The organism is Flavobacterium sp. NPDC079362 (assembly GCF_050267765.1).
In the GTDB taxonomy this organism is placed as follows: Bacteria; Bacteroidota; Bacteroidia; order Flavobacteriales; family Flavobacteriaceae; genus Flavobacterium; species Flavobacterium azizsancarii.
On sequence record NZ_JBNNFM010000021.1, the window covers coordinates 70,173 to 83,119 of the forward strand.

A 12,947-nucleotide genomic window follows, 5' to 3' on the forward strand; every position below is an offset into this window, starting at 1 on the left:
TTATTTCACCATTAAGAGATTAAGTTTATAAAGCTTTAACTTAAATTATTTAATCTCTTACTGGTAAAAAGAATTTTAAGTTTAATTTTAAAATCACCTAATTTCCTAGTGAATTTAAAATTTCGGCGATATGAATGGTTTTGATCGGGCTTTTTTGTCTTTTCAGAATTCCTTCTAAATGCATCAGACACGACATATCCCCACCTGTAATATAATCTACATGCTGGTTTTCATGATCCTTTATTCGGTCTTGTCCCATTTTTACAGAAACGGCTTCTTCGGTCACACAGAATGTTCCTCCAAAACCACAGCATTCATCTTTTCTGGATAACGAAACCAAGTCCAATCCTTTTATATTGTGCAATAATTGTTCTGGTTTAGAAAAAAATGGGGCATTAAGCTCTGTCATCTGCGAAAGCTTTAATCCACGCTGACCGTGACAACTTACGTGCATTCCTACTCTGTACGGGAAATTTCCGTGGATGGAATCTACTTTTAGAATATCGGTAATAAACTCTGTTAGTTCAAATACTTTCCTTCTCATCTCTGCGGCTACTTCTTCTTGATTCTGGTCATGTAAATGTTCCTTTACATGTAAAACGCAACTTCCCGATGGGCAGACAATATAATCGAATCCTGCAAAATTGGCGATAAAATTAGCATCGCAGCCTTTGGTTAAATATTGGTATCCGCTGTTTGCCATAGGTTGACCACAGCAGGTTTGTCCCATTGGAAAATGAACATCGCAACCTAATTTCTGCAAAAGTTCATAGGTGGCAATACCTACTTTTGGATAAAACTGATCTACATAACACGGTATAAATAATCCGATTTTCATTTTTTTATATTTTTTAAACCCGTGTGAGATACAAAGTCACAAAGTTTTTTTTTATCTTTTTTTTTATCTCGCAATCGTGATTGCGGAATTAATTCTATTTTTAGTGTTTGTAAAATTTCAAATCAATCAAATCATTCTGGATCGGTTTAGGATTCCAGTTTTGATGAATCGCTAGCGCAGCACCCAATGCACTTGCCTGTGCCATCGAAGCCGCATAAACTTCTATATCGGGATAAGCTTCTGCGAGTAAATTCATGAAAATCGAATTTTTACTAAAACCTCCATCCACAAAAATCTTTTTTACAGCACTATTATGAATTACTAAATTAGTCGAAAAAACCTGTTGTTCAACAAGGTCAAGCATCAATTGATGATACGCTATTTCGTAGTTTTTAAAATTCTTCAAATCTCTTTTTTGAAAAGGACATTCTTTCAGAATATCAAAATCATATTTCTTTGGATAAATGATTTGAAAGTTTATCGCTCTTAAATTTGAAACTATCTTTTTATCAAAATATACCTCTTTATAAATATCAACCGGCACATTAAAATGTGCTGCTAATCTTTTGGTCTGCACTTCATGTTCGTTCCCTGAAAACAGACGGGCTGCTTTTACAGGTTCATCAGTATATTGCATGTAACACAAACAATCTTGTTGCAATTCTTCAAAAGTCAATTGTTTGTTATTGAACGGATTCAGGGAAATACTCCATGTTCCTGTAGACAGTAAAACGAAAGGCTCTGTAAAGTTTATGGTGTAGGGAATAATCGCAGATGAACTATCGTGCAAACCAACGCCAATGGCTAATCCGTCTTGCTTTTTAATGGTATGTTTTCCGTAATGAAGCGGTGGGATTTTATCTGAAATGTTTTCGTTTTTGAGCCACTTATGATACTTCATCTTCTTGAAATTCCAAAGATTAGTGTGGCATCCAATACTTGTAATATCAGCGTAAGGCTCATTGGTTAAAAGAAAACTTAAATATTGCGGTAAATGCAAACAGTATTTTACCTGTTTGAATAGTTCCGGGTTTTCTTCTTTGAATCTGTAAATCTGCATCCCGGAATTCAGACTTCCTAAAACAGGAGAAGCTGTTTTTACTGCAAAAACCTCTTTTCCTTTGTATTTAGTATAAAAGTCATTTTTTAACTCCTCCGGATACTCTTTCAAATAATTATACAGAGGAGTTAAAACTTTTCCTTTTTCATCAATGTAGACAAAACTAGCACCATAGGTACTAAAATTGATGGCTTTTAGAACGTAATCCGTCCTGTTTTCTATTTCTGATAAACGTTCGGATATCCAGTTTTTTAGCACTTCAATATCTTCGCAGGGAAAACCATCTTCATCGACAGTTTCATCAAGATTCACTGATTTTTCCCAAACAATTTTATAATTTTCATCAAATAAAAATACCTTTTTGTTTGTTTTGCCAATGTCAAAAATTGCAACTACATTCATTTAATTAATTATGAATTATAAGTTATTAATTATGAATTACAGAATTATGATTTTTGCTCCGTCTTTTTGTTTTTACATCAAAGGATTGGTAAAAACAAAATAGTTTATGAACTTATAACTCATAATTCATAACTCTATTTATAAGCCTGTAGCCATCGTTTTTAAACCTCTTTCTCCTATTAGATTTTTTCTAACCGAAAGACTACGGTACAATTCAACTGGATTTAATGCCGCACCTGAACGTAAACGGGCCTCAGCAACTACTGCACGAACATCTGTACGGAAAGCATCCTGCAGAATTTCCTGCGCTTTTACCACATCATTTTCCTGCTGTGCAATTTCTAAAGCTTTTCTATCTACCAAAAGCGCCTGAGCATAAGCAATCATAATGGCTTCTACAGATTGTAATAAATCTTCTAAAGGATCTTTTATGTTGTGTGAAGCGTCAATCATCCAGCCTAAATCCTTCGCGTGATTCATTCCTCTGGCGTCCATTCCTTCAACTAATTCATTAAAGATTAAAAATAACTGGTATGGTTTTAAAGCTCCAGCAGTTAAATCGTCGTCTCCGTATTTTGAATCATTAAAATGGAAACCTCCTAGTTTTTCTTCCATAAGTAATAAAGAAACGATTTGTTCGATATTGGCATTTGGCAAATGGTGTCCTAAATCAACAAGGGTTTGTGCTTTGTCTCCTAATTTTTTTACATAGGAATACGATTGTCCCCAATCTGCAACTGTAGTGGAATAAAAGTTGGGTTCAGCACATTTGTATTCTAAAAATAATTTCCAGTTAGAAGGTAATGCATCATAGATTTCTTCCAGACTTTCTAATGTATTTTGGTACGCTTTTCTAAAGTTCAATTGTCCTGGAAAAGAAGAACCATCAGCCAGCCAGATTGTTAGCGATTCTGACCCTAGTTCTATTCCGTGTTTGATTACTTCTATATTGTGCGCAATGGCCTGTTTACGAACTGCTTTATTTACATTTTGTAATGATCCGAATTTATACGAATTCTCCTGACCTGCCTGATCCTGAAAGGTATTGGAGTTCATGGCATCAAATCTTAGATTGTGCTGCGCCGCAAGATTTTTGATTGCTTTATAATCTTGTGGAATATCCCACGGAATATGCAAAGAAATTGCTCCTGAAGCATTGTTTAAAGCGTGAAGCAAACCTACATCTTCGATTTTTTCTTCGATAGAACGTGGTTCTCCACCTCCGGCAAAACGTCCGAATCTTGTTCCTCCTGTTCCTAAAGCCCAGGATGGAATTGCAATTTGAAAGTCTATTAATTTCTGAATAATTGCTTGTGTATCACCAATTTCTGAAACTGTAAAAGCAAATTTATTCTGGTGTTTTTTTAATAATTCCTCATTATGAGATGCTATATTGTCTGATCCGATTAACATATTATTTTATCTTTTAATAGAGATTACAATATATAAATTATATAAATTGAACTCTGGTTTAACGTTACTATTTTATGCTATTTTAATGGGTTTTCCAGGGCTATTATATCCTAAAAAAATCTAACGCTCGAATGCTATCGAACGTTAGATCACAAAAAACCACTTTTGCTTTAAACAAACTTAAAAAAACTTAACAATCTATCTGTAAAAGCCCATTGATACTCCGCCGTCTACGTTCAGGGCATTTCCTGTTGATTTATCGAGTAAACCTCCCACAAAAGCGAAACAAGCGTTTGCAATATCATCGGGCAATATAATTTCATTGAGTAACGTACGTTTTGCATAATAAGCCGGTAATTCTTCTACCGTAATACCATATGCTTTTGCACGACCTTCTGCCCAACCTCCAGACCAAATATTCGAGTCTGAGATTACTGCATCAGGATTTACTGTGTTTACACGAATTTTGTCTGCGCCTAATTCGGCAGCCATAAGTCGTGTTAAATGTGCCTGAGCTGCTTTTGCTGAACCATATCCTGGATTATTTGGTCCTGCAACCACAGCATTTTTAGAAACAATATTTACGATGTCTCCTCCAAATCCTTGTTTGCGCATTACTTCTATTCCGGCTTTAGAAACAATAAATTGCCCTTTTACCAAAATATTATATAATCTGTCCCATTCTTCCAGAGTATGCTCTGCAATTGATTTAGAAATACTAATTCCTGCATTGTTTACAATGATATCAGCACCACCAAAAGCCAGACAAGCTTCGTCCAATGCTTTTTCAGTACTTTTTTCATCCGTAACATTAAGTAAAGTACTCGAAACAGCATCTTTACCAAACAATTTAATAAACTCGGCTGCAGCAGTTTCCAGACGTTCCTCGTTAATATCATTAATTACTACACACGCACCTTCCTGAGCAAATTTTTTGGCAATAGCCTTACCAATTCCTCCGGCAGAACCTGTGATAACAGCGACTCTTCCTGATAATGCTTTAGGTTTGGGCATACGCTGTAATTTTGCCTCTTCCAACAGCCAATATTCGATATCAAATGCTTCCTGACGCGGTAACGAAGTATATTCAGAAACTGCCTCGGCACCTTTCATCACGTTTACCGCATTGATATAATATTCAGATGCAAGACGTGCCATCGTTTTATCTTTGGCAAACGTAAACATACCAACTCCCGGATATAAAATCACAACCGGATTTGGGTCACGCATGGCTGGCGAATTCGACTTTTTGCACGTATTGTAGTAGTCTTTATACATCTCACGATACGCCTTAAAAGCAGGTGTTAATTTTGCTTTAATTGCCTCTACATCTGATAAATCTTCGTTTGGTTCTAAAGTTAAAACCAAAGGACTGATTTTGGTACGTAAAAAGTGATCCGGACAAGAAGTTCCAAGAGGTGCCAATTTGGATAAATCATTAGAATTAATGAATTCCAAAACTCTCGCATCATCTGTATAATGACCAATCATCTGACGCTCTGAGGAACAAAAACCTCTTAAGATTGGTGCTACTTTTGCTGCTCTTAATTTACGATCAGCTTCAGGCAGACTTTCTATTTTTTTACCTCCAAAAACAGGGCGTTTTTTTCCGTAGTTATTCTCTAAGTACTCCGCACATTTCTCGATTACTTCCAGCGTGTTGATATAGCTTTCGTATGCTGTATCTCCCCAGGTAAATAAACCGTGAGAACCCAGCATGATCCCGCGTAATTTTTTACCTTTTTTCTCTGCTTCTTCCAGACAACTTCTTAACTGAAGTCCTAAGTCAAAACCGGGACGCTGCCATCCTACCCAGCCAATTTCACCGTCGAATAATTCTTCGGTAATTTTAGCTCCGTCTTTTGCTGCAGCGATTGCAATTGCTGCATCAGGATGTAAATGGTCAATATGTTTAAAAGGTAAGAAACCGTGTAAAGGTGTATCTATAGAAGGTGCTTTTGAAGCTAAGTCGAAAATACAGTGATTGAATAATTCTACCATTTCATCCTCAAACTCAATGCCTCTGTATACGTTCTCGAGATTGCGAAGCCTGTCTAAATATAGCGCTGCACAACCGGATTTTGTTAATGTACCAATGTCTCCACCAGAACCTTTAATCCACATGACTTCAGAGCTTTCTCCGGTTAGCGGATCTTTATCAGTAATTTTTACCGAAGTGTTTCCACCACCATAGTTAGTCAGTCTTAAATCGGCTCCTAATAAATTAGAACGATAAATGAAAAGCGCTACTTCATCTCCTGCCAGTGCTGCTGCCTTAACATCATCCCAAAGATAGCTTACATGCTTAAAAGTCATATTATTTATATTTATATTCGACATTGTTGTTATGTTATATTTTGTGTATTTATAATGAATTTCCAATTCCAACCAAAACAATCGACAGCATAATTAATCCAATTCCGCACAGAAAAGTTCTGAATGTCTTTTGCGAAACACCTTTCCATTCTTTTAAATAAAATCCCCAAAGATTAGCAGTCAGAATAATAGTTGCCATGTGCAGAATCCAGGAACTGGCACCATTTCCTAATTTACTTTCTCCCATTCCGTAAAAGAAGAACTGTAAAAACCACATGGTTCCTGCCATCGCCGACCACAGTATATTTTTAGCAATTGGTGTGTTTTTATTGGTGTAATCTGAGAAAGTTTTATTTTTGAAATTAAGGTACATGCACCAGATAAAATTGGTAGTCAATCCGCCCCACATTAAAACGATATAGGTAACATTATTTTGAAATAAAGGGTTACAACCATAATCAATAGCTACTTCTGCCATTGGTTTTCCGGCTTCGATCCCATAGTTAAAAAACGAACTCAGGATACCTGAGATAACCGCTATAATTAAACCTTTTACCAAACTAAAATCTTTGTCTTTATCCTCATGCCCACTGGCAAAATCTTTTTCTTTTAAGATTCCCGCTTTTCCGGAAATGGCAATTCCTAAAAGACAAACTGCTACTCCAGCCAAAACCATTTGTCCGCCTGGATTTGAGAGCATATCACTAAATGAAATTTTACCGGCTGTTGGGTATAAATCATAATAAATAGAAGGAACCAGAGCGCCAAAAGCAGAACAGAATCCAAGAATAATAGAATTCCCTAATGACATCCCTAAGTAGCGAACGCCTAAACCATAAGTTAATCCTCCAACTCCCCAAATAAGTCCCATCGTAAATGTGAAGGCTTTTATTGAAGGCGCAGCTGTTGTAATTATTTCAACAAAATTTGGAATCGTTAAATAAGCAGCAATTGGCGGTACTATTAACCAGGAAAAAAATCCGCCTACAATCCAGTAGCTTTCCCAGGCCCAATCCTTTACTTTCTTAAAAGGCATATAAAAACTACCTGAAGAGAAACCTCCGATAGAATGAAAAATAATTCCTAATAATGATTCCATTAATAATTTAGTTTTTGGTTAAATGTGATAGTTAATTTGGTTTTGTAAAATAATAGAATAGAAAAAAGAAAACTGTCCTGTACTATCCTTTATACTTTTGTTATTTATGTTAAATCTGAGAATTATTGCAAAGAACAATCTGATTATATTGGAAATATAAATTTAAAATTTCTATTTTAGCAATCGATTTCGTAATTATTCTATCCTCAATTTGCCAAAAACAAACAAATCATCAAAAACATAAAATAAGCCTTATTTAATTGCAGAGGTTTTGTGAGAAAAGTACCAGAAGGTGTTATTTTATATATTTTAAAGAAAACTTTGATTGCAGGCTATAATTCATGAATTATGTTGCAGCAAGTTGTCAATTAATATACAAGCCAGACAAAATGATTAAACTAATTAAAATAGATGAAGATTCAAGGGTTCCTAAATACAAACAAATTGTAGACTCAATCCTGCAGAATATTGCTAATGGAAATTTAAAAATAAATCAAAAAATTCCCTCAATAAATAGTTTTAGCGAAGAATTTTATATGTCGAGAGACACTGTCGAAAAGGCGTATAATATCCTGAAAGAACGAAAAATAATCTCGTCTATTCGAGGTAAAGGATACTATATTACCCGAACTAAACTTGAATCTAAAGTCAATATTTTGTTTGTACTTAATAAACTGAGTGCCTATAAAATGAAAACTTACAACTCTTTTATCAATACAATTGGAGCCAATGCGCATACTGATTTGCATATTTATCATTGCGATGAAACGCTGTTTCTAAACTTATTAGACAAGTTTGAAGGTGCTTATGATTATTATGTGATTACAACTCACTTTAAAACCGACGAATTAAAACATTTAAGTTTTACCAATGAAGTAGCAAAAGCAATTCAGTCAATACCTGACGAAAAACTGGTTTTAATGGATAATATTAAACTGGGAATGGAAGGTGAAATCATTAAGATTTATCAGGATTTTGAGAATGATATTTATAATGCATTAAAAGAAGGTCTTTCGAAAATAAGCAAATACAATAAACTAATTCTGGTATATCCTGACAAGGCTGTTTATCCTTATCCGAGAAGAATTTTACATGGGTTTAAAAAGTTTTGTGTAGAACATGAAATCAATTTTGAAGTCCTAAGTGAAGTTTATGATGATATGATCCTTAAAAAAGGGGATTTATTTATCACGATCGAAGAATCTGATCTGGTGAATTTAATGAAACAAATTCGCGATGAAGAGTTTGTCTTGGGTAAAGATATTGGTGTGATCTCATATAATGATACACCCCTGAAAGAACTATTGGGAATAACGGTAATGTCTACCGATTTTAATGTCATGGGGGAAACCGCAGCCAGAATGATCCTGAATAAAGAAAAAGGAGATGTAAAAGTACCTTTTAATTTTATTGATCGAAATTCTATTTAGGAATTTTGATTTTTTATAATGAGCAAAGTTCTAGATTTCTCTGGAGCTTTTGTCTTAGTCTGGAGCTTTTGTCTTAGTAGCGTGAAGCATTGAATTATCTAACCAGTTTTTTGAAGATTTTTATAATGTTTTAGAATGTGCATCTTAAGTTACTAGCATTTTTTTTTATCTTTTTTAAGTTTGTTTCTAACAAAAACTTTAATTTTTTGAGGAAATAAGAAATAAGACTGAAATTTTGAAAGCAAAGTAAGCTTGATAAATTTATACTTCTCAGGCTTTGCTTTTTTTTTTAAAAGGCGGACGGGAAACATTCAAATAACTAACCCATTTAATACTAAATTGACTCGATTAAATTGTCAATTAACACTTTTCCTTCATACTTCTTAAAACTTATTTTTAACGGTAAATAATTCAATTCCTTTGCACCTCTAATAATTATTGAATTATCTTTTTGCACAATTTTTTTAAACATAACTAAAAAAAACTCCATTCCATTTGGACCTTCATCAATTTTTTTCTTTACAACAATTTCACTATTTTTTTCTAGAGTAAAATTTGCTTCCATTTTATCTTCTAAAAAATTAACCCATAATGCAGCTTTGTAATTTCCTCCATATAAACAAATATCAATTTCTATCATTCTGTAATCTGCCGACAAGTTTATTTCAACTCCTTTTTGATAAGCATATTTGCTAGAATTTAATAAACTTTCATTTTTAAGTTGCTTACCAGAAAACTGGAGCATTTCATATGCTTTCTGCCAAATAAATAACTTTTGATTAGGGAAATCTAGTCTTAAAAAATGTTCGTAATCCATAACATCTTTATACGTAAATTGCCCACCATAATAATGTAAAAAATAATCTTCACCATATGCTTTTTGCAGTTTTTCTGAATTCTCGTAAAAGAATAGATTTAAAAATTTTATTTTTTTTCCAACATATTTCTCGCTAAGAAGTCTGTTTAATAATATTGATAAGGGAGTAAATTTATCATTTAACTCATTAATTGAATCAATTCCATCATTAAATCCAAATAAAGTTCTTTCTATTACTAATTTCATATTATAATAATTTAATCTAAGGTTTAATTCGTAAACCAGTATCAAAATTTCTTGAATAAGGATAGGTCATACCAAGTATTTTCCAAGTTTGCGTAGAATTAAATTGTAAACTACGCATATATGTTTCATTAATATGAGCCTTAAATTTTAGTATTATTCCTATAAAACGCATCTACGGCATATTTTACACCTCTCTTTCTTTGAGGAACATGCCGTATAGTTAAGATGTCATTTTTTGAAATCACTATGCATTCCAAATTCTTAAAGTATTTTATTCCATGTAATAGATCTACTTCTTTAAGAATAGGCGTCAAGTGTGATATTCTTTTGAAAAACATTGTTTTTTACTACTTTTCATTTTATTGACCTTTAGGTATTGCAATAGATGCTCCTCAATTACCGAATAGTTCTCATATCCATAGCTCTGATAAATGTATTTTAACTTCGTACCAAGAATTTTAAATCAACTAAGCAAAAGTATATTCATTAAATGGAATAGTTTAGTAAAAAAAAGCTCCAGATTCTCTGAAGCTTTATCATAGTAGTCAACAACAAAAAAATCTCAAAGTACTATAATTAATAAAATAAGTAAATCAAAACATTATAAATGGAATTCTTGTAAGTAAATTAACTTGAATTTTTAAAATATTCCATTCTTAGATTTTTTTGAAATTATTCAAAAAAGTTTAGTGTTACTTAACTCTATTCAGGTTTAAAAAACTAGAGATAATTTATTAGATTTTTTTTAAAATCACTTTTTAATAGCTCAATGTTTATATCAAGTTTATTTTTTTACTCACTTCAGCAAGTAAATCTATTTTTTGTAAAAGAGATTCTCTTATAAAATCATATCGTTCGAATTCATTTTTACTAAAAAAATTGTCTTCATTTATCACAATTGTTATTCCTATTGATTTTTCTTTCTTTCGATAACTTTCAATTTCTTTTAAGTTATTTAGTAGATAAGGAATGGGATTGATATAGAATTGGAATAATATTAATTTTAAGTCCTCACTGTAATCTTTGTTTTTTAGAGTTTTTAAAGTTTTTTCAATTTTATTATCTCCATAAATATAGGATCTAAATTCAGGGCCCATTGCATCTCCAATATTAGCGGAAACAAAACAACCTAAAATTTTTTCATTGTCATTCATTATCTTTTTATTTTTAGTCGATACTTAATTTAAAAGCACCTCTCTGTATCAAATTTTAAGTCTATTAAAGAATATTGGTGGTGAGTACTTAAAAACTTCTTGAATATCTACTCCTACTTATAAAAAACAATTATTTTTTTGATAATTAATAATCCTCCTTTCTTTTATATACCCATGAATCGAGATTATCAAGTTTTAATAAAGCATCCTTAGAAAATATACACTTTTCTTCAACTTCTGAAAAATCAATATCACCTAAAACTTCCGCTGTGACATCACTTATATTCTCATAATCATCTTCATTTGGTTCTCTGTCTAAATAATATACAACAATTAATTTTTGTCTACTTTCGAATCCTACAGCAATAGCCCTTATTTCGGAATGTATCATTCCTAGTAATGCTTTTTGAATTGATAATAGTACGGTTCTTCTTATTTCAATAAATTCCATTTTTATTTGTTTTTAATGTGTTGGTGCCGAAGGAATAATGTGAACGCCAGTTTTACTCCCGGTAATTATACCATTTGTTGTTTGAGTGCTTGCCTCAATAGCAATCGTTATTACAAAGTATAATTTTACCAAACGTATTTTTCCAAAATTCTAAATCAATTGAAATAAAGACTCCTTTAAAAAATGTTATCAATACGTTGCTTAATAGACAAATGAAGTAGATAGGCTCTTATAGACGTGAACATATAGACTATGCTAATTAATTATTGTCTTGCGAAACCACTCTAATAAAGAACCAACTTATAGAAATATCAAGAATTTGATAAACTAGTACCTTGGATCATGAAAAACACTTATGCTTTTATTCTTAAGCTTAAATAATTTTTGAACCATTTGTATAAAATTTTAAAATTTCAAAACTGATATTTTTACATTTAATAATTAAATCAGATTCTATGTTTTCTAGAATTTCAGAGTTTTGGATTAAAGGAAAAAAGTCAAATATTATCACGTCATTCGCCTTTTTTATTAAAGCTTCATTAATTATTAAGCTGGGTGAATTCTCAATTTCAATAAATCTAAAAGAAATAATTTCTGAAAATTGCAATTTTACTATTTCATAATCTGCATTTTTATTCTCTGACCTTAAAATTATATCAATAATACCATTATCAAATCCACTATCACTCAAAAAACGTTTATAGCTAATTTCAGAAATTACGGAATCTGAGAATCCTTTATATTGATCTATTATTTTTTCTAACATTATATTAATAACTTAAATATTTATATGGTACAAGAATTGGAGGAATATGATTAGTAGGTATATGCCCACTTCCTAAATTACCAGGAGTAGTCATAATATGACCATGTCCAAAATCCCAGCTATCATGCTTCTGCAAATCTAGTTGAAAGATAACTTTTCCATTTGAATTATAAAAATAATTTGAAACAGGAGTTCCATCACTACCTACATATTTGTAAACGGAATTTGGAGTTCCCAAACCAGTTGCTTAAGTTGTCCCTGATTCTACTTTGAAATTTAAATTTTGGTCATTATTTATTGTAGATCTACTTGGTAATTTAATAAAATCAAGATTATCAGCAACTGAAGTATTACTCATATTTATAGGCTCCTGTTGTGTACTTACTATTTTTTTATAATCGATAAATGCCTGTTCGGTAGAAATATCAACTTTATCGGTAATTACAGTTGGCATAGGATTTCCGGTCAATGTATTTAAACCTTGGGCTTGTGCCGCTTTTAATCCTTGATATCCTCCTGTAACTCCGGATATAACAATGGTGAAACCTACATTTGCAAAGGGATCCTGTCCATCGATAATATTTGCAACACCATTTAAGGCAACATTGGTAGATATAGCATAAGCTGCTCCATTCAAAATCCCTGGAGGCGCGAAACTTGCGGCATATCCTCCTGCTGCTCCGAATACTGCTACTTTAGCTCCTCCAAAAGCACCATCAAGCATTATCTGACCGAAATTATTACCATTAAGGGCAGAGCCTACTGCGCCTCCAGCAAATCCTGACGCGGCACCTACTATCATACTAGCTGCTAAAGAAGATCGCATTCCTGCCGTTGCATAAGTCACTACTACTGCAACAACAACAACAACAACAACAACAACAACAACAACAACAACAACAACAACAACAACAACAACAACAACAACAACAACAACAACAACAACAACAACACC

12 protein-coding genes are annotated in these 12,947 nt (G+C 32.6%); 1 reads left to right on the top strand and 11 read right to left on the bottom strand.

Features of this window, described 5'->3' with window-relative positions; all coding sequences use genetic code 11:
* Positions 1-97: 97 nt before the first annotated feature.
* The 5 genes from ACQKCJ_RS16830 to rhaT form a co-directional block, all read right to left on the bottom strand.
* Positions 98-838 carry a (Fe-S)-binding protein gene (locus ACQKCJ_RS16830; protein ID WP_427402493.1) on the bottom strand — a complete coding sequence of 247 codons (741 nt, stop codon included), beginning with the start codon at positions 836-838 and terminating at the stop codon, positions 98-100.
* Between the two features lie 100 nt (positions 839-938).
* Entirely contained in the window at positions 939-2,300 is a 1,362-nt protein-coding gene (locus ACQKCJ_RS16835) for an FGGY-family carbohydrate kinase (RefSeq protein WP_271335901.1), read from the bottom strand.
* 138 nt (positions 2,301-2,438) lie between these two features.
* Positions 2,439-3,713, bottom strand: coding sequence for a TIM barrel protein (locus ACQKCJ_RS16840; RefSeq protein ID WP_427402494.1), 1,275 nt, complete (start codon positions 3,711-3,713; stop codon positions 2,439-2,441).
* 198 nt (positions 3,714-3,911) lie between these two features.
* Positions 3,912-6,053, bottom strand: coding sequence for a bifunctional aldolase/short-chain dehydrogenase (locus tag ACQKCJ_RS16845; RefSeq protein ID WP_427402495.1), 2,142 nt, complete (start codon positions 6,051-6,053; stop codon positions 3,912-3,914).
* Between the two features lie 25 nt (positions 6,054-6,078).
* Complete coding sequence (rhaT, locus tag ACQKCJ_RS16850) at positions 6,079-7,128, bottom strand: L-rhamnose/proton symporter RhaT (protein ID WP_427402496.1); 1,050 nt, start codon at positions 7,126-7,128, stop codon at positions 6,079-6,081.
* Positions 7,129-7,517: 389 nt separating this feature from the next.
* Here rhaT and ACQKCJ_RS16855 point away from each other — a divergent pair, with 389 nt between their 5' ends.
* Positions 7,518-8,558 carry a GntR family transcriptional regulator gene (locus ACQKCJ_RS16855; protein WP_271335897.1) on the top strand — a complete coding sequence of 347 codons (1,041 nt, stop codon included), beginning with the start codon at positions 7,518-7,520 and terminating at the stop codon, positions 8,556-8,558.
* A 334-nt stretch (positions 8,559-8,892) separates the two neighbouring features.
* Here the strand turns inward: ACQKCJ_RS16855 and ACQKCJ_RS16860 are convergent, their stop codons facing one another.
* The 6 genes from ACQKCJ_RS16860 to ACQKCJ_RS16885 form a co-directional block, all read right to left on the bottom strand.
* A complete protein-coding gene (locus ACQKCJ_RS16860; protein ID WP_427402497.1) occupies positions 8,893-9,621 on the bottom strand; it encodes a hypothetical protein in 729 nt (242 codons plus the stop codon).
* Positions 9,622-10,394: 773 nt separating this feature from the next.
* The gene (locus ACQKCJ_RS16865; RefSeq protein ID WP_427402498.1) at positions 10,395-10,775 is read right to left on the bottom strand and encodes a hypothetical protein; all 381 of its coding nucleotides are present in this window, start codon (positions 10,773-10,775) and stop codon (positions 10,395-10,397) included.
* A 145-nt stretch (positions 10,776-10,920) separates the two neighbouring features.
* Positions 10,921-11,226, bottom strand: a complete 306-nt coding sequence (locus ACQKCJ_RS16870; protein WP_427402499.1) for a hypothetical protein — start codon at positions 11,224-11,226, stop codon at positions 10,921-10,923.
* A 373-nt stretch (positions 11,227-11,599) separates the two neighbouring features.
* Positions 11,600-11,992: a hypothetical protein gene (locus ACQKCJ_RS16875; protein WP_427402500.1), complete on the bottom strand. Its 393-nt coding sequence runs from the start codon at positions 11,990-11,992 to the stop codon at positions 11,600-11,602.
* A 4-nt stretch (positions 11,993-11,996) separates the two neighbouring features.
* Positions 11,997-12,230 carry a hypothetical protein gene (locus tag ACQKCJ_RS16880; protein ID WP_427402501.1) on the bottom strand — a complete coding sequence of 78 codons (234 nt, stop codon included), beginning with the start codon at positions 12,228-12,230 and terminating at the stop codon, positions 11,997-11,999.
* Between the two features lie 9 nt (positions 12,231-12,239).
* On the bottom strand, positions 12,240-12,947 hold a 708-nt coding region (locus tag ACQKCJ_RS16885; RefSeq protein ID WP_427402502.1), incomplete at its 5' end, for a hypothetical protein.